Here is a 17,442-nt window from a genome sequence, read left to right as displayed (position 1 = left end):
CTCAGCCCTCGGCGGGGACCGGGGAGTGGCGCGGGGCCGGCTCCCCCTCGTAGCGGGCGACGGGGGCGACGTCGGGCTCGTGACGGGGCGGGGCGGGGGCGGTCGTGGGCGCCGGGGCGGGAGCGAGGGCGGTGGCGGGCGCCGGGGCGGGAGCGAGGGCGGTGGCGGGCGCCGGGTCGGGGGTCGAGACCGGGACCGTCTCGACCGACACCTTCGTGAGTGCCGCCGTGTCGAACGCCGCCGACTCGAAGCCCTCCGTGCCGACGCCCGCCGCTTCGGATCCGGCCGTCTCGACGGCCACCGCGTCCGCCGCCGTGCGGCGTTCCGGCAGGAGCGCGAGGACCGCCTGGCGGTGCGCCTCGCTCGTCGCGTCGTCGTACGGGTCGGGCGTCGCCGGCACCTGGAGCCGCATGACCGGTCCCGTGCCGAGGCGGGCGTAGCCGCGGCCCGGCGGCACCTGGGGCGTCGGCGTGGTGTGCGGCGCGGAACCGAGGACGGACGCGATCTGCTCGGCGGTGGCGGGACCGAGCACGATCCGCGCCCGGGTGTGGCTCCGTACCGTCTCGCTCAGCGTGTCCGTGCTGTCGAACTGCTCGGCGACCACCACCGTGACCTGCGCCGCCCGGCCGTGTCGCAGCGGCACCTGGAGCAGCTCCTGCGGGTCGGGGCGGCCGTCGGCGGCGGCCAAGTGGCCGAGGACGCCAGGCCGGTCGACGAGGATCCACAGCGGCCGCCGGGTGTCCTCCGGCGCGGGGTGCCCCGCCTGCCGGGCGCGGTTGGCGGCGATCAGCCGCCGCTCCGTCTCGTGCGCCGCCCACTCCAGGCTGGCCAGAGCGCCGGAGAGCCCGCACTCGACGGCGAGGACCCCGTCGCGGCCGGTCAGGCAGGCGTACTCGCCGGTGCCGCCGCCCTCGACGATCAGGACGTCTCCGTGAGGGAGCGCCTGGAGCGCGATCGAGCGCAGCAGGGAGGTCGTGCCGCTGCCCGGCTGGCCCACGGCCAGCAGGTGCGGTTCGGCGGAGCGGGGGCCGGTGCGCCAGACCACGGCGGGGGCGTCCTCCGTGCCGTCCGTCGCGACCACGGGCACGGTCCGCTGCACGGCGTCCCCGTCGGTGAAGCCGAGCACGGTCTCGCCCGGGACGGTGACGAAGCGCTGGGCGGCGATGGTGGTGGGCAGGGCGGGCAGCACGCTCATGACGAGCCGGTTGCCCTCCTGGTCCCAGTCGAAGTGGTACTCGCGGCCGCGGCCCGACTTGGCGTGCAGCAGCTGCTCGACGCGGGCGCGCGCGGCCGGTTCGCCGTCGGTGAAGTACGGGGGGTACGCGATGCTCAGCCGGGTCGGCCGTCCGTCCTCGTCGAACGTGAACTCCCCGAAGGCGCCGCTCCAGTCACCGCCGTGGGCGAAGAGCGGGGAGGGGTCGTCGGGGACGGAGAAGTACGGCACGAGGGCCTCGTACAGGCCCTTGAGCCGGGCGATCTCCGCGTCGTCGGGCCCGGTCTTGACGACCGGGCGTTCGCGCCCCTTCCACGCGGCGGCGCCCATGAGCGTGACGAGCGCGAGCAGCGGCCCGTACGGCACGAGGGCGACGACGAGGACGCAGGCCGCGACCAGGAGCAGCGTGGGACCGCGCCGTTCCTTGGGGGTCGCGGCCCACTTGGCGCGCGCGGTCGCGGCCAGCTTCCGCAGACCACGGGAGACCGTGATCAGCGGCTGGAGCACATCGGTGGCGCTGTCGGCGGCCGTGCGCGCGATCTCTCGGCTACGAGCGATCTGCGCGCTGCCGCTGCTCAGAATGCGGGGGAGTGGTCGCCGGGCCACGTCGTACTCCTGGTTTCGTGGAAGGGGCTGGTGGAGGGGGCAGGGTCGGGGCGCCCCCTCGGGGCGTCAGAACTTGATTCCGCCCAGGAGGCCGGCGAGGCTCTGCCCGCCCGCCGTGATGCTCGGGGCGATGGCGGTGCCCGCGAGGTAGAAGCCGAACAGCGCGCTGACGAGGGCGTGCGAGGCCTTCATCCCGTCCTTCTTGAAGAACAGGAAGCAGATGATGCCGAGCAGGACCACGCCTGAGATGGACAGGATCATTTGGTGTTCTCCTGGTTGAGGGGACAGTCACCATGAGTCCTTCCAGGTTCACAGCAAGTATCTATGTGACTAAAGGTGCATTAGAGTGAAATTCGCCTGATTTCACTGCACCGGCGCAAGGCGGATGCCTCGCCGGGTGGCGAAAACCCGGTGGTGCGCTAGGGACCGGTCAAGGGTGGATCGCGGTGATCTTTGCCTCGGCGGGGCGCGGTCATGTCGACCGACGGGCAGTACCCTGTCGATTCACTCGTACGGCCGCGCTTGCCGTGCGCAGGTCAGCACTGCAGGAGAGAGAGGCGGTTCCACCCGATGAGCGAGACTCCGGACCCCGAGGTCATCGAGCTGGCGTCCAAGGTCTTCGACCTCGCGCGCACGGGGGACGCCGAGGCCCTTGCCGCCTACGTCGACGCGGGCGTCCCCGCGAACCTCACCAACGACAAGGGCGACTCCCTCGTCATGCTCGCCGCCTACCACGGCCACGCCGCCGCGGTCTCGGCCCTCCTGGAGCGCGGCGCCGACGCCGACCGCGCCAACGACCGCGGCCAGACCCCGCTCGCGGGTGCCGTCTTCAAGGGCGAGGGCGCCGTCATCCGCGCGCTGCTCGCCGGCGGCGCAAATCCGGAGTCCGGGACTCCGTCCGCCGTGGACACCGCACGCATGTTCGGCAAGGCTGACCTGCTGGAGCTCTTCGGAACCCGGTGAACGGGTACTGAACCCCAGGTGAGAGCAGCGTCGTAAATGTGGTCGCGGTGGCGAAATGGGTGGGTCATCATGACGTCGAGCCCGGCAGACCGGGCCACCGACGAGAGGCAGAGGAAGATGGTCACTGGCAAGCGCAGGACGACGAGCGGCCCGACATGCTGCCGCACGGCCTAGGCGTACAGAGATGTATCGCCTGACCCGGGTCATCCCGGTCTTCCCCGGTCGTGTCGACAGCTTGATGTGAGGCGTCTTCCATGTTCGATCCAGTCATAGCGCCGAGTGGCACCCTGCTCGGTCTGCTGCAGAGGGGCCGCGGCGACGGCACCCTGCACGCGCTCGCCGCGCCACGGGCCGAGGCCCTCGCGGCTCTCAACCACTGCGTTCTCGCCGACCCCCGCCACGACTGGCAGGTCGAGAACCGCTCCCTCTACTACGCCCGTCTCTACCTGGACCTCCACGGCGGTCTCGAAGAGATCGAGGCGCACCTCTTCGGTGCCGAGGACCACCTCGACCCCGAGGAGTCCAGGACCGGGCTCGCGCTCGCCGTCCTGGGGCACCTCGCCTCCTACGGCCGCCAGGACGCCCTGCTCCTGCTCCGGCGCTACGCGGCGACCGGCACGAACTGGGCCTGGGCCCTGGACGAGCTGGCCCTGCGTGACGACGACGCCGGGCTCCGCGGGCTCGCCCTGCCCGTCCTCGCCCGCTTCCCGGCCGACCCGGCCGGCGACGCCGAGCTGGCGGGCGTCGTGCGCGACGCCTTCGAGCCCCGCCCCTGGCGACTGTGGGCCGAGGACCAGCGGGACGCCGTGGGCGCCCGGGTCAGGGCCGCCCAGGAGCAGGGGTCCTTCGACCGCTGGCAGCGCCAGATGCGCCCCGCGGGCCCCCGGCCCGGCTGGAGCGTGCGGGCCGTCCTCGACTGGGCGCAGGAGGGGTACGAGCGAGGTGCCGTGCTCTACGGCCCCGCCGCCCGCTGCCTCACCGCCGTGGCCGGTCCCGAGGACCGCCCCGAACTCCTGGCCGCCGCCCGCGACGGCTCCACGGGAGCGCGCGGCGCCGCACTCCACCACCTCGCCGAATCGCGGGACCCCGCGGTCCTCGACCTCGTGGAGGCCGCCGTCGACGGAGGCTCCGGCCCGGTCGCCGAGGCCGCCGTCGCCGCCTACCGGCGCATGTGCGGCGAGGACGCGGTCGCCCGCGCCCGCGCGTGGGTCCGGCGCACCGACGAGCTCGGCACCGCCGCCGCCGAGGTCCTCGCCTGCCGCGGCACGGCGCAGGACGCCGGCCTCGTCCTCGGAGCGCTGCGCGGCACCATCCGCGCCGCCGGACCGGACGCTCCCGAGCTGGCCGTCCTCGTCGACGGAGCGGGACGCCTCGACATCGCGGTCGCCGCACCCGTGCTGCGCCACGTCTACCGCGAGACGTCCTCCTCCCAGCTGCGCGGCCGAGTGGCCAAGGCCCTCGCCGCCACCGACCCCACCTTCGCGACCGGCTTCGCCGTCGAATGCCTCTGGGACTGCGAGGAGACCACCCGCGAGGTGGCCGCCCAGCATGCCGAGACCGCCGACGTGCGGGTCGCCGAGCGGCTCCGCCGCCTCGCCGCCGACCCGGCCGAGGAGGCCGAGGTCCAGACGGCGGTGCGCAACCGGATAGGACCTGATCTCCAGGTCTGACACCGGTCCCCGGTCCCGTTCCCGTCCCAGGCCTGACCCCTCCCCAGGTCTGCTCCCGGTCCGGCCCTTCCCACCCCGTCGCCCGGACCCCGGGGCGGCGCGGCCTGCGGCGGAGATCCCGCCGATCGTGGCCCCGCCCCGGGCGTCCGGTGACCGGACGCCCGACGGACCATCCGCCCGCCACGGCGAAACGCTCATGGGACGTTCCCCCACCGTCCAGATCGACGTCGGCGGGTACACGCCAAGCGGGACGACAACACCCCTATGCGTGTCGTCATCGTCACCGAATCCTTCCCTCCCGATGTCAACGGTGTGGCGCACTGCGCCCTCCAGACCGCGCGCCACCTCGTCCGCCGGGGCCACACCCCGCTCGTCGTCGCCCCCGCCGTCGCCGACCCGGCGGCGGCGGACGCCGACGCCCCCTGCGCCGTCGTCCGGGTGCCCTCCCTGCCCCTGCCCGGCTACCCCCAGGTCCGGGTCGCCCTGCCCAGCCGCCGGGTCGCCGCCGCCCTCGCCGCGCACCGCGCCGACCTCGTCCACCTCGCGGGACCCTTCGTCCTCGGAGTGCGCGGAATGACGGCCGCCGCCCGGCTCGGCATCCCCGCCGTCGCCGTCTACCAGACCGACCTCGCCGGATACGCCCGTACGTACGTGGGCACCGGTGAGGGCGCCGCATGGCGCCGGCTCCGCGCCGTGCACGGCGCCGCCGACCGCACCCTCGCCCCCTCGTCCGCCGCCGTACGCGACCTGGAGGCCCACGGCATCGGCCGCATCCGGCTCTGGGGACGCGGCGTGGACACCGTCCGCTTCCGCCCCGGCCTGCGCGACGCCGGCCTGCGCCGCGAACTCGCACCCGGCGGCGAGCTCCTCGTCGGCTCGCCGGAGCCGAGCTCCGCCACTGGGCCGACGGCACCGGCACCGAACCCGTCGACGCGCGCGCGGACGCCGCCCTCGCCGCCGCCCTCACGGCCACAATGGGGAGATGAACGGGCGCTGGGAGTTCTGGATCGACCGGGGCGGCACATTCACCGACGTCGTCGGACGGCGGCCCGACGGACGGCTCGTCACCCGCAAGCTGCTCTCGCACGACCCCCTACGGCACCAGGACGCCGCCGTCGCCGGGATCCGCGCGCTCCTCGGCCTGGAACCCGGCGAGCCCGTCCCCGCCGACCGGATCGCCGTCGTCAAGATGGGCACCACCGTCGCGACCAACGCCCTCCTGGAGCGGCGCGGCGAACCGACCCTCCTCCTCGTCACCGAGGGCTTCCGCGACGCCCTGCGGATCGCCTACCAGAACCGCCCGCGGCTCTTCGACCGGCACATCGTGCTGCCCGAGGCGGTGTACGCGCGCGTGGCCGAGGTCCCGGAGCGCGTCGACGCCCACGGCCACGTCGTCCGCCCCGTGGACGAGGCCGCCGTCACCGAGGCGCTCGCCGCCGCCCACCGGGACGGCCTCCGCTCCGTCGCCGTCGTCCTGCTGCACGGCTACCGTCATCCCGCCCACGAGACCCGGATCGCCGACGCCGCCAGGGCCGCCGGCTTCACCCAGGTCAGCTGCTCGCACGAGGTGAGCCCGCTCATCAAGCTGATCCCGCGCGGCGATACCACCGTCGTCGACGCCTATCTCTCGCCCATCCTTCGCCGGTACGTCGACGAGGTCGCCCGCGAACTCGCCGGAATCCGCCTCATGTTCATGCAGTCCAACGGCGGGCTGCGCGAGGCCGCCCACTTCCGCGGCAAGGACGCCGTCCTGTCCGGCCCGGCGGGCGGAGTCGTCGGCATGGCCCGCACCTCGGCCCAGGCGGGACACGAGCGGGTCATCGGCTTCGACATGGGCGGCACCTCCACGGACGTGTCGCACTACGCGGGCGCCTTCGAGCGTGAACTCGGCACACAGGTCGCCGGGGTGCGGATGCGGGCCCCCATGATGAGCATCCACACTGTCGCGGCGGGCGGCGGCTCCGTCCTCCACTACGACGGCCGCCGCTACCGCGTGGGCCCCGACTCGGCGGGCGCCGTGCCCGGCCCCGCCTGCTACCGCCGCGGCGGCCCGCTCACCGTCACCGACGCCAACGTCATGCTCGGCCGCGTCCAGCCCGACCACTTCCCCGCCGTGTTCGGCGAGACCGGCGACCTGCCCCTCGACGCCGAGGTCGTACGGGAGCGGTTCACGGCCCTCGCCGAGAAGACCGGCGGCGGCCGGACCCCGGAGGAGGTCGCGGCGGGCTTCCTGGAGATCGCCGTCCTCAACATGGCCAACGCCGTCAAGAAGATCTCCGTCCAGCGAGGCCACGACGTCACCCGGTACGCCCTCACCAGCTTCGGCGGGGCCGGCGGCCAGCACGCCTGCGCCGTCGCCGACGCCCTGGGCGTCGACACCGTCCTCGTACCCCCGCTGGCCGGGGTGCTCTCCGCGTACGGGATCGGGCTCGCCGACGCCACCGCCATGCGGGAGCGGTCCGTCGAGGCCGAACTCGACGCCCCCGGCACCCACGAGCGCGTGACGGCCCTCTGCGCCGAACTCGCCGAGCGGACCCGCGAGGAGCTGCGCGCCGACGGCCTGCCGGACAGAGCGATCACCACCCACGCGCGCGTGCTCCTGCGGTACGCGGGGACGGACGCGAGCCTCCCCGTCGACCTCGCCCCCGCCGAAGCGATGAGAACCGCGTTCACAGCCGTCCACCGGACGCGGTACGCGTTCACCATGGACAAGCCGCTCGTCGTGGAGGCGGTCTCCGTCGAGGCCGTCGGACGAGCCGGACCCCACGGCCCCGTCCTCGTCGACACCGGCGCCCGGACGGACCCCCTCACCCCGCGGACCACCGTCCGGACGCACAGCGGCGGCACACCCCACGACACCCCGCTCCACCGGCGCGAGGACCTCCGCCCCGGCGACACCGTCGACGGCCCCGCGCTCCTCGTCGAGGCCGACGCCACGACCGTCGTCGACACCGGTTGGCGGGCCACCGCGACCGACGGCGGACACCTCCTCCTGCGCCGCGTCACCCCGCGCCCCGCGCGCGTGGCCGCGGGGACGGACGTCGACCCGGTCCTCCTGGAGGTCTTCAACAACCTCTTCATGGCCATCGCCGAACAGATGGGCGTGCGCCTGGAGAACACCGCTCACTCGGTCAACATCAAGGAACGCCTCGACTTCTCCTGCGCGCTCTTCGACGCCGAGGGCAACCTCATCGCCAACGCGCCCCACATCCCCGTCCACCTCGGCTCCATGGGCGAGTCCATCAAGGAGGTCCTGCACCGGCGCGCCGACGACCTGCGGCCCGGCGACGTGTACGCGATCAACGACCCGTACCACGGCGGCACCCACCTGCCCGACGTGACCGTCGTGACCCCCGTCTTCGACGACACCGGCCGGGAGCTCCGCTTCCTGGTCGCCTCACGCGGCCACCACGCCGAGATCGGCGGCATCACCCCCGGCTCCATGCCCGCCTTCAGCCGCACCGTCGAGGAGGAGGGCGTCCTCTTCGACAACTGGCTGCTCGTCCGGGACGGCCGGCTCCGCGAGACCGAGACCCGGGCCCTCCTCACCGGCGCCCGCCACCCCTCCCGCGACCCCGACACGAACATCGCCGACCTGCGCGCCCAGATCGCCGCCAACGAGAAGGGCATCGAGGAACTGCGCCGGACGGTCGAGGAGTTCGGTGCCGACGTCGTCCAGGCGTACATGCGGCACGTCCGCGCCAACGCCGAGGAGTCCGTCCGCCGCATCGTCGCGCGCCTCCACGACGGCGCGTACCGCTACGAGACCGACGACGGCGCGGTCATCCAGGTCGCCGTCCGCGTCGACCGCGAACGCCGCTCCGCAGTCGTCGACTTCACCGGCACCTCGCCCCAACTGCCCGGGAACGCCAACGCGCCGACGTCCGTCGTCATGGCCGCCGTCCTGTACGTCTTCCGCACCCTCGTCGACGAGGACATCCCGCTCAACAGCGGCTGCCTGGAACCCCTGGAGATCCGCGTCCCGCCCGGCTCGATGCTCGCGCCCGTCCACCCCGCCGCCACCGTCGCCGGGAACGTCGAGACCTCCCAGGCCGTCACGGGCGCGCTCTACGCGGCCCTCGGCGTCCAGGCCGAGGGCTCCGGCACCATGAACAACGTCACCTTCGGCAACACGCGCGTGCAGTACTACGAGACGGTCGCCAGCGGCTCGGGCGCGGGGGACGGCTTCGACGGCGCCGACGCCGTCCAGACCCACATGACCAACTCCCGGCTCACCGACCCCGAGGTCCTGGAATGGCGTCATCCGGTCCGGGTCGACTCCTTTGCCGTACGGGAGGACGACGGAGGGCGCGGCCGGTGGCACGGCGGCCACGGCGTCGAGCGCCGCATCCGCTTCCTGGAGCCGATGACGGTGGCCCTCCTCACCGGACACCGCAGGGTCCCGCCGTACGGGATGGCGGGCGGCGAGCCCGGCGCCCTCGGCGAGAACCTCGTGGAACGCGCCGACGGCAGCGTCGAACACCTCGGTGGCGCTGCGACCACCGAGATGGGACCCGGCGACGTCCTGGTCCTGCGCACCCCCGGCGGAGGCGGCTACGGCCCGCCGCCGAAGGGCGTCAGCGCACCGGGATGAACCGCACCGGTGTCCCCGGCACCGCCTGCGCCGCCGCTCCCAGATCGGCCTCCCGGACCACCGCGACCACCGGATAGCCCCCGGTCGTCGGATGGTCCGCCAGGAAGACCACCGGGCGCCCGTCCGGCGGCACCTGGACCGCGCCCAGGACCATGCCCTCGCTCGCCAGCTCTCCCGGCCGGACCCGCTCAAGGGCCGGCCCTTCGAGCCGCAGCCCGATCCGGTTGCTCGCCGGCGACACCCGGTACGCGCGCGTGGCGAAGGCGTGCAGGGCGGCGGCGGTGAACCAGTCGTCGCGGGGGCCCAGCCGGACCCGCAGGACCAGTTCGTCCGGCGGGCCCGGCCAGGGAGGAGCGTCGACCGACCCCCGTACGGCCGTGTCCGCTCCCAGGGGCAGCACCGCCCCCTCCGCAAGCGGCGCCGGGCCGAGCCCGGACAGCAGGTCGGTGGAGCGGCTGCCGAGCACGGGATCGACGGCGAGCCCGCCGCCGAACGCCACGTACGAGCGCAGCCCGCGGACGGCCGCGCCGACCTCCAGGAGGGAGCCGGCCGGCACACGGACCGCCGCCCCCCAGGCGGCCGGGCGCCCGTCCACCCGGACCGGGCAGGGCGCCCCGCCCACGGCGACGGTGACGGCGCACCGGGGCCGCAGCGCGCACCCGTCGACGGTCGTCTCCAGGACCGCCGCGCCCTCGCGGGCGCCGAGGTTCCCGACGAGCCGGTTGAGAAGCCGTACGGCACCGGGGTCGAGCGCGCCCGAGCGGGGGACGCCGAGATGCGCGTACCCCACGCGCCCCAGGTCCTGCACGGTGGTCAGCGCCCCGGCACGCACCACGGCGACGGCACGGTCGGTCACCGCCCGCCCTCCGCCGCAGAGTCCCCGGCCCCGCACGTCGGCCCGCCGACCGTCGTGAACCGCACCCGGGTCCCGGGCGTGAGCAGCGCGGCGGGCTCCCGCCCCGTGTCCCACAGGACCACGTCCGTCGTGCCGATCAGCTGCCAGCCGCCGGGGGAGGAGCGCGGGTACACACCCGTGTACGGGCCGGCCAGGGCGACGGAGCCCGCCGGGACGGCCGTGCGCGGGGTGGCCCGGCGCGGCACCCCGTACCGCTCGTCGAGACCGGTCAGATAGCCGAAGCCCGGCGCGAACCCGCAGAAGGCGACGCGGAACTCGGTCGCCGAGTGGACGCGCACCGCCTCCTCGACGGACACCCCCCACAGGTCGGCGACCTCCGCCAGGTCGGGCCCGTCGTAGCGGACCGGCACCTCCACCACCGCCTCCACGCGCGCGTGGAGCGGCTCGACCTCCCAGTGGGGCAACTCGGCCGCGAGCCGCCCCGGATCGTCCACCCCGTCGAGCAGCACCGTCCGCGCCGCAGGCACGATCTCCCGTACACCGGGGAGTGCCCCCGCGGCCCGTCGCCGCAGCAGCTCGGCGTGGAAGGCCTCCGTCTCCGTGCCGCCGGCCAGCTCCACCAGGAGCGCCCGGTCGCCCACGCGCAGCGTCCGCACGCTCATGCGAAGGCCTCCACCCGGACCCCGGAGGTCTCCAGGCCCTCCCGGACCCGGCGGGCCAGGTCCACCGCGCCCGGGGTGTCGCCGTGCAGGCACAGCGACCGGGCCCGGACGGCGACGGAGCTCCCGCAGTGCGCCGTCACGACCCCGGACCGGGCCATGGCGACCGAGCGCTCCACGACCCGGTCCGGATCGCTGACGACGGCCCCCTCCTGCCCCCGTGGCAGCAGGGAGCCGTCCGCCCGGTAGGCCCGGTCGCCGAAGGCCTCGGCGACGACCGGAAGCCCGGCCTCCGCCGCTGCCTCGTGCAGCCGGGACCCCGGGAGCCCCAGGACGGGCAGCGTCCGGTCGGCGATCAGGACACCATCGACGACCGCCGCCGCCTGCTCCTCGTCCCGGACCACCCGGTTGTAGAGCGCGCCGTGCGGCTTCACGTACGAGACGCGCGAGCCTGCCGCCCGGGCGAAGACCTCCAGGGCGCCGATCTGGTACGCGACCTCCGCGGCCAGCTCCGCCGCCGGGACGTCCATCGCGCGCCGCCCGAAGCCGGCCAGGTCCCGGTAGGAGACCTGGGCCCCGATCCGTACCCCCCGTTCGGCCGCGAGCTCGCAGACGCGCCGCATGGTGGCCGCGTCCCCGGCGTGGAAGCCACAGGCCACGTTGGCGCTGGTGACGACGGAGAGCAGCCGCTCGTCGTCGGTCAGCGTCCAGCGGCCGAAGCCCTCGCCGAGGTCGGCGTTGAGATCGATCGAGGCCCAGGTCATGTGGTGCTTCCTCTCTCACCTGGTCGTGCGGTCGTGCGGTGGTGCGAAGGTGCTGCGGGTCCCGTTCACAGGAGTTCCCTCCCGCGTGTCTCGGGCAGCCCGAACAGGGCCAGGACGGCCAGGCCGTAGCCGACGGCGCCGAAGACCAGCGCCCCGCCCACTCCCCAGCTGCCGGCGAGGAAGCCGACCAGCGTGGGGAAGACGGCGCCGATCGCACGGCCCGTGTTGTACGTGAGTCCCTGCCCCGTCCCGCGGACCGGCGTCGGGTACAGCTCCGCCAGGAAGGAGCCGAAGCCGCTGAAGATGGCCGACATGCAGAAGCCGAGGGGGAAACCCAGCACGAGCAGAAGGGAGTTCGCGCCGACGGGGATGTTCGTGTACGCGAGGACGGACAGGGCGGACAGGACGGCGAAGAGCGCGATGTTCTTCTTCCGGCCGAGCCGGTCCGTGAGGTAACCCCCGGTCAGATAGCCCGCGAAGGCACCGGAGATGAGGAAGGCCAGATAGCCGCCGGTGCCGACGACCGTCAGTCCGCGCTCGGTCTTCAGGAAGGTCGGCACCCAGGTGGCGAGCGTGTAGTAGCCGCCCTGGACGCCGGTCGAGAGCAGGGTCGCGAAGAGCGTGGTGCGCAGCAGCAGGGGACGGAAGACCGCCAGGAAGGAGCCGCGCTCCGAGTCCGCCCGCCGGAGCTCGGCCGCCTGTGGGGCGTCCTCCACGTTCCGTCGGACGTACACGACGAGGAGCGCCGGCAGCGCGCCCGTCCAGAAGAGGATGCGCCAGGCGAGGTCCGCGTCGGCGAACTGGAAGACCAGGGCGTACGCGAGCACCGCGAGGGCCCAGCCGGCCGCCCAGGCGCTCTGGACGGCGCCGAGGGTACGGCCCCGGTGCTTGGCGGAGGCGTACTCGGCGACCAGGATCGCGCCGACGGCCCACTCGCCACCGAAGCCGAGGCCCTGGAGCGCCCGGAAGACCAGCAGGGTCTCGTAGTTCGGGGCGAAGCCGCAGAGCACCGTGAAGAGCGCGTACGTGACGACCGTGATCATCAGGGCCCTGACCCGGCCGACGCGGTCGGCGAGGACGCCGGCGAGCGCGCCGCCGACCGCCGAGACGACGAGGGTGACGGTGGTCAGGAGGCCGGTCTGGCCCTTGTCGAGGTTGAAGTAGGCGGCGATGGCCACCATCGACAGCGGCAGGGTGAAGAAGTCGTAGGAGTCCAGGGCGTATCCGCCGAACGCGCCGCCGAAGGCGCGCCGGCCGCGCGGCCCGAGGGCGCGCAGCCAGGCGAACGCGCCCGTGGCGTTGTCGTCGGGGGGTCCGCCCTGGGTCTGCTGCCGGATCTGTGTCGTGCTCATCTGCACCTCGCAGGAGGGGGAGGCGTGCCTGAGAGACGTACTGGGGAACCGTGCGGTGCCGTCAAGGTAGGGGATTGTTCAACGATCCGACAAGAGGGATGTCGGCGCTTCCTGATTTCCGCATTCTGCGGTTGACTCGGCCGCGGGCGACGGAAGGGGAGAGGCGCGGTGGACGTGAGTGGTGGGACCGGAGGTCTGGCGGACGACCGCGCGCTGCTCGGGCGTACGAGCACGGCGGAGCGGGTCGCCGACATCCTGCGGACCCGGATCGCGGAGGGCTACTTCCCGCCCGGCGTCCGGCTCTCCGAGGAGAGCATCGGCGGCGCCCTCGGTGTGTCCCGCAACACACTCCGCGAGGCCTTCCGGCTCCTCACCCACGAGCGCCTGCTCGTCCACGAGCTCAACCGCGGGGTCTTCGTCCGGGTCCTCGCCGTGGGTGACGTGGACGACATCTACCGGACCCGGCGGCTCGTCGAGTGCGCCGTCGTCCGGGGCCTCGGACAGCCGCCCTACGCCCTCGACGGCCTCGTCGCCGCCGTCGAGGAGGGTGAGGGCGCGGCCCGCGCCGAGGACTGGCGAGGCGTCTCCACGGCCAACATCCACTTCCACCGCGAACTCGTCGCCCTCGCCGGCAGCGCGCGCACGGACGAGCTGATGCGCGGCGTCCTCGCCGAACTCCGGCTGGCGTTCCACGTCGTCGACGACCCGCGTGCGCTGCACGAGCCCTACCTCCTGCGGAACCGGGAGATCCTGGACGCCCTGCGCGCCGGCGAGCGCGCCTCGGCGGAACGCCTCCTGGCCCGCTACCTCGAGGACTCCCGCACCCGAGTCGCCGCGGCCTACGCGCAGGCCGTGGACGACCCGACGGGGCCGTGAGGGGCGCCTGACCGCCGGCGGGCAGGGCCGAGACCGGCGACCGGACGGGCTTCCGGCCGTTCACCGGACGGTCGCCGTAGCGACCTCCGACCGGTCCCGCGACCGGACACCGGACAGGCCCCTGGAACGACCTCCGACCGGTGCCGCGATCGGCTACCGGACCGGCCCCTGGAGCGACCTCCGACCGGTGCCGCGATCGGCTACCGGACCGGCCCCTGGAGCGACCTCCGACCGGTGCCGCGATCGGCTACCGGACCGGCCCCTGGAGCGACCTCCGACCGGTGCCGCGATCGGCTACCGGACAGGCCCCTGGAACGACCTCCGACCGGTGCCGCGACCGGGTACCGGGCCGCCCCGACCGACGGCCCGGCGGCCTCCCGGAGCCCGGTCGCATCTGCGCCGTTTCGACCGTTGTCAGTTCGAGGACCTAATCTGTCCACCGTGACTTCGCCTGCCTCGACGGACCTCGCTCCGCCCCAGCTCAGCGCGGCGCCGCGGCCCGCGCAGGGCCCGGCCGCCGACGAAGGGCTCGCGCGGCGCCTCCGCGCGCTCGCGTGCACCGCCCCGCTGCACGACCTCGACGCGCGCAAGGCGAACCTGGCCGGCGAGTACACGGTCTACGCGATGGCCGAGGTGGCCCTCTCCGCGATCGACCTCGTCACACTCAACATGGACTTCGACACCGGCGCCGACCACGAGCAGATCGTCGCCCGCCTGCTGCCCCGCGTCGCCGCCCAGGCCCCCTCCCGCCCCACCGCCGAGCACGAGCGGGTGGCCCGCTGGGTCCTGGAGAACCTGATCAACGTCGGCAGCGTCGACCGGGGCTTCCGTGCCGTCTACGGCACCTTCGGCACCGACGGGGTTTACGTCCGCAGGGACTACGACTTCAAACTCATCGAAGAGGTCCCCGGCTACGGGGGCGGCGTCTACCTCCGCACCACCGACGAAGCGGTCAACGTCCTCGTCGGCGCCCTCGACACCGACGTCACCAGCGCCCAGATCGCCGCCGAGGTGAAGCTGGAGGTCCTCATCAGCCGGGGCCGCCTCGCCGACGCGCAGCTCGCCGCCGAGCAGGCGCGGTACCGGACCGTGCAGTACGCCGAGACCCTCCGCAAGACCCTGGAGGCCACCCGGCGCAACGTCCGCGCGGTGGACTGGCTCCAGGCGGTGCCGGACATGATCGACGAGGCGCTCGACCACGTGGCCGACCGCTACCGCCACGAGAACGCGATCCTCACCAACATCCGCAAGGCCCGGGACGAGGCCGAGGACCAGGAGCACAAGCGCCGCGCCGCCGAGCTCGTCGACATCGTCAAGGACTGCATCCGGCGCCACACCCAGCTCCAGTCCCGTCTCCTGGAGGCCGGGCCGCTCTTCCGTGCCGAGCAGGACCGGCAGGCCTTCGCCGCCCCCACCGCGTACACCGGCCTCGACCTGTACGGGCAGCTCGTCGCCCCGATCCTGCCGCTCCCCGTCGAGCAGGCGGGCAAGGTCACCGACGCGTTCTTCGCCCACGGCACGGGACTGCGCACGCCCGCCTCCGTCCGCCTCGGCGACCTCGTCGACCTGCTCCTCACCCCGCCCGTGGAGCGCGAGCACCTCGGCGCGGAGATGCCCGAGCCGGACCTCATCGCCACGCCCGACGACTCCCGCTTCAGCGAGGAGCAGCTCGCGAGCGCCATGCGCCTGCTCGACCTGGAGCACGACGCCCCCCGCCGGCTCTCCGGCCTGCTGGCCGAGGCCCGACTCCTCGACGGCGACCTGCCCTACCTGGTGGCCCTGCTCGCCGTGCACGCGGCCAGCCCGCCGGTCGGCACGGCCTACCGCCAGGGCGAGGAGCGGCTCCTCTTCGCCGTGGACGACGGCACCCCGCTGGACGACCCGGAGTTCGGCGGCGCAGACCTCATCGTCGGTACGGCCCTCCTCGACGCGGTGGGCATGGCCGCGGACCGCTCGGAGTCCACGTGACCCTCACCCCGACCGTCCCCAGCGACCCCGCCGACCCCCCGGCCCGGCCGGAACCCCCGACCACGGCCGACACCCCGTCCGAGGCGACAGGACTCGGCACGTCCACACCCGAGCCACCCACGCGGACGGAGCCCGCGCCCGGGCCGCACCCGCAGGTGGAGGCCTCCGTCGGGGTACGCGTGCCCGGCACGTCCACACCCGAGCCACCCACGCGGACGGAGCCCGCGCCCGGGCCGCACCCGCAGGTGGAGGCCTCCGTCGGGGTACGCGTGCCCGACACGTCCACACCCGAGCCACCCACGCGCACGGAGCCCGCGCCCGGGCCGCACCCGCAGGTGGAGGCCTCCGTCGGGGTACGCGTGCCCGACACGTCCGCCGCCGGGCCGGCCGGGCCGGCCGGGCCGGCCGAGCCGGCTCCGGCCCTCGCCGCCGAGCAGGCCCCGGCCGAAGCGACCACCGGCCTCGGCGCTGTCGTCGTACCCGGCCCCAGGCCGGCGTCGGTAGCGCCCGAGCCGCAGCCGGCGCAGCAGCCCGAGCCGGATTCTCAGCCGGAGGCCGAATCCGCACCGGAGCCCGAATCGGCACAGGCACAGGCACCGGCGCCAGAGGCCGAACCGGCACCGGAGCCCGAGTCCCCCCGTCCGGCGGCGGCCGGCCGGGCCGGTGCCGGGCCGCGCGTGCGGGCCGTTCTCGTGGATCCGCCCGTCGGCGCGCGCGGGCAGGCCGGCGCCAGGTCGCCGCAGGAGCCCGGGACGCCGCCCCGGCTCGGAGCCATACCGGCGGCGGAGCCGTCCCGGGCCGACGCCGCCTCGCGGCGCCGGAGCGTCCCGACCGTGCGCGCGGTGCGGCTCACGGCCGACCCGGTCACGCCGTCCCGCCGCCCCGCACCCGCACCGGCGGCCGTCACCCCCGTACCCCTGCCGCTGCACACACCCCGCCCCGTCACCGACGACGTACCGACCGAGAGCCGCACCGAGGAGCCCCAGCCGTGAGCGAGATCCACGCCGAGTACGCCGACGGGTGGAGCGAGCAGGAGCCCCCGCACCCCCAGCAGGGCCCCGCCCCGGCCTCCTCGTCCGCGGTCACCCCCGCCGACGCCGCCGACGCGGCCCGGCTCGTCTCCTTCGGGCTCCAGCCCAAGCTGCTCCCGGCCCGGGACGCCGAGTACACCGAGCTGCTCCGCCGCTACCGCGAGGACCCCGTCTTCGCGCGCCTCGCCGACGCCGTGGCCACCGGCCTCGGCCTCGTCGTCCTGGAGGTCTCCCCGCGCGCCGGGATGGCCGTCACGGCCGGCGAGGACTCCGTCTTCGCCGTCCGCATGGGCGACTACGCCCGCCGTGCCTCGCCGGACTCAGCCGACCGGTTCCTGCACGGCCTGGCCCACCTCGCCGTCGCCGCCATGGCCTTCCCCCGCCCCGAGGACCTCGCCGACGACGCCTACATCGGCCGCCTGACCGTCAACGGCGTCGACGCCTTCGTACGCCAGGCCTGTCTGCGCCTGGAGCAGCGCGCCGACGAGCAGGGCGAGAACACCGACCCCGCCTCCGACGCCCCCGGACTGGAGGCCGGCTGGCGGATCTATGCCCGCCGGAGCGCCACCGGAGCCACCAAGGACGCCCGCCGCCTCGCCGGATCCACCACCGGCATCGTCGGCAAGGCCGCCGCCTTCCTCACCGACTCCGGCTTCCTCCAGCGCACCGGCGACGAGGGCGGCGGCTCCTACCGCACGACCGCCCGCTACCAGCTCCAGGTCCGCGACATGGCCGGCTCCGCCGCCATGGCCGAGCTCCTCGAACTCGGCGTCGTGCCGGTCAGCGACGGCACGGCGACCCTCGTCCCGCCGCCCGAGGGCGACGACCTGGAACTCGCCGCCGACGCCGGCCTCCCCTTCCACGCGTAGCGGCCGCCGCCCCGCCGCGTC

General features: G+C 74.7%; 13 protein-coding genes and 1 pseudogene. 8 read left to right on the top strand and 6 right to left on the bottom strand.

Annotation, left to right across the window (positions count from 1 at the left end):
- Position 1: 1 nt before the first annotated feature.
- Together IE124_RS30405 and IE124_RS30400 are read right to left on the bottom strand one after the other, a co-directional pair.
- Positions 2–1,819 carry a hypothetical protein gene (locus IE124_RS30405; RefSeq protein WP_229833032.1) on the bottom strand — a complete coding sequence of 606 codons (1,818 nt, stop codon included), beginning with the start codon at positions 1,817–1,819 and terminating at the stop codon, positions 2–4.
- Between the two features lie 66 nt (positions 1,820–1,885).
- Positions 1,886–2,080 carry a hypothetical protein gene (locus IE124_RS30400; RefSeq protein ID WP_015032212.1) on the bottom strand — a complete coding sequence of 65 codons (195 nt, stop codon included), beginning with the start codon at positions 2,078–2,080 and terminating at the stop codon, positions 1,886–1,888.
- Positions 2,081–2,389: 309 nt separating this feature from the next.
- Here IE124_RS30400 and IE124_RS30395 point away from each other — a divergent pair, with 309 nt between their 5' ends.
- The 4 genes and pseudogenes from IE124_RS30395 (at position 2,390) to IE124_RS30380 (ending at position 9,046) form a co-directional block, all read left to right on the top strand.
- Entirely contained in the window at positions 2,390–2,782 is a 393-nt protein-coding gene (locus IE124_RS30395) for an ankyrin repeat domain-containing protein (RefSeq protein ID WP_189512556.1), read from the top strand.
- Positions 2,783–3,036: 254 nt separating this feature from the next.
- Positions 3,037–4,452: a HEAT repeat domain-containing protein gene (locus tag IE124_RS30390; protein ID WP_189512553.1), complete on the top strand. Its 1,416-nt coding sequence runs from the start codon at positions 3,037–3,039 to the stop codon at positions 4,450–4,452.
- A gap of 264 nt (positions 4,453–4,716) precedes the next feature.
- Positions 4,717–5,328: pseudogene (locus tag IE124_RS30385) on the top strand (glycosyltransferase); the annotation flags it as partial.
- 106 nt (positions 5,329–5,434) lie between these two features.
- On the top strand, positions 5,435–9,046 hold the full coding sequence (locus IE124_RS30380) for a hydantoinase B/oxoprolinase family protein (RefSeq protein ID WP_189512551.1): 3,612 nt from the start codon (positions 5,435–5,437) through the stop codon (positions 9,044–9,046).
- Here IE124_RS30380 and IE124_RS30375 read toward each other — a convergent pair.
- The 4 genes from IE124_RS30375 to IE124_RS30360 all read right to left on the bottom strand — a co-directional run bounded on the left by IE124_RS30375 (position 9,030) and on the right by IE124_RS30360 (position 12,677).
- Positions 9,030–9,902, bottom strand: coding sequence for a 5-oxoprolinase subunit C family protein (locus IE124_RS30375; RefSeq protein WP_189512548.1), 873 nt, complete (start codon positions 9,900–9,902; stop codon positions 9,030–9,032). The genes IE124_RS30380 and IE124_RS30375 overlap by 17 nt on opposite strands.
- Positions 9,899–10,564, bottom strand: coding sequence for a 5-oxoprolinase subunit B family protein (locus IE124_RS30370; RefSeq protein WP_189512545.1), 666 nt, complete (start codon positions 10,562–10,564; stop codon positions 9,899–9,901). The genes IE124_RS30375 and IE124_RS30370 overlap by 4 nt, the downstream gene beginning before the upstream one ends.
- The gene (locus tag IE124_RS30365; RefSeq protein ID WP_189512542.1) at positions 10,561–11,325 is read right to left on the bottom strand and encodes a LamB/YcsF family protein; all 765 of its coding nucleotides are present in this window, start codon (positions 11,323–11,325) and stop codon (positions 10,561–10,563) included. Before IE124_RS30365 ends, IE124_RS30370 begins: the two co-directional genes overlap by 4 nt.
- 65 nt (positions 11,326–11,390) lie before the next feature.
- The gene (locus IE124_RS30360; RefSeq protein WP_189512539.1) at positions 11,391–12,677 is read right to left on the bottom strand and encodes an MFS transporter; all 1,287 of its coding nucleotides are present in this window, start codon (positions 12,675–12,677) and stop codon (positions 11,391–11,393) included.
- Between the two features lie 174 nt (positions 12,678–12,851).
- Here IE124_RS30360 and IE124_RS30355 point away from each other — a divergent pair, with 174 nt between their 5' ends.
- The 4 genes from IE124_RS30355 (at position 12,852) to IE124_RS30340 (ending at position 17,421) form a co-directional block, all read left to right on the top strand.
- Positions 12,852–13,553 (top strand): GntR family transcriptional regulator, encoded by a 702-nt coding sequence (locus IE124_RS30355; protein WP_370468842.1) that lies wholly within the window; start codon positions 12,852–12,854, stop codon positions 13,551–13,553.
- Between the two features lie 441 nt (positions 13,554–13,994).
- Positions 13,995–15,521, top strand: coding sequence for a hypothetical protein (locus IE124_RS30350; RefSeq protein ID WP_189512533.1), 1,527 nt, complete (start codon positions 13,995–13,997; stop codon positions 15,519–15,521).
- Positions 15,518–16,513: a hypothetical protein gene (locus tag IE124_RS30345; protein ID WP_189512530.1), complete on the top strand. Its 996-nt coding sequence runs from the start codon at positions 15,518–15,520 to the stop codon at positions 16,511–16,513. Before IE124_RS30350 ends, IE124_RS30345 begins: the two co-directional genes overlap by 4 nt.
- Positions 16,510–17,421: a hypothetical protein gene (locus tag IE124_RS30340; RefSeq protein WP_189512527.1), complete on the top strand. Its 912-nt coding sequence runs from the start codon at positions 16,510–16,512 to the stop codon at positions 17,419–17,421. The genes IE124_RS30345 and IE124_RS30340 overlap by 4 nt, the downstream gene beginning before the upstream one ends.
- The last annotated feature ends 21 nt before the right edge of the window (positions 17,422–17,442 follow it).

The organism is Streptomyces narbonensis, from assembly GCF_014649015.1.
Classification (GTDB): Bacteria; Actinomycetota; Actinomycetes; order Streptomycetales; family Streptomycetaceae; genus Streptomyces; species Streptomyces narbonensis.
Note: the sequence above shows the minus strand (reverse complement) of the source record. Positions and strands in the feature narration are given on the sequence as shown.

Excerpts from the sequence above, each read along its gene's own strand:
- IE124_RS30400 (WP_015032212.1), bottom strand. The coding sequence starts at position 2,080 with ATGATCCTGTCCATCTCAGGCGTGGTCCTGCTCGGCATCATCTGCTTC.
- IE124_RS30395 (WP_189512556.1), top strand. The coding sequence starts at position 2,390 with ATGAGCGAGACTCCGGACCCCGAGGTCATCGAGCTGGCGTCCAAGGTC.
- IE124_RS30390 (WP_189512553.1), top strand. The coding sequence starts at position 3,037 with ATGTTCGATCCAGTCATAGCGCCGAGTGGCACCCTGCTCGGTCTGCTG.
- IE124_RS30380 (WP_189512551.1), top strand. The coding sequence starts at position 5,435 with ATGAACGGGCGCTGGGAGTTCTGGATCGACCGGGGCGGCACATTCACC.
- IE124_RS30370 (WP_189512545.1), bottom strand. The coding sequence starts at position 10,564 with ATGAGCGTGCGGACGCTGCGCGTGGGCGACCGGGCGCTCCTGGTGGAG.
- IE124_RS30365 (WP_189512542.1), bottom strand. The coding sequence starts at position 11,325 with ATGACCTGGGCCTCGATCGATCTCAACGCCGACCTCGGCGAGGGCTTC.
- IE124_RS30360 (WP_189512539.1), bottom strand. The coding sequence starts at position 12,677 with ATGAGCACGACACAGATCCGGCAGCAGACCCAGGGCGGACCCCCCGAC.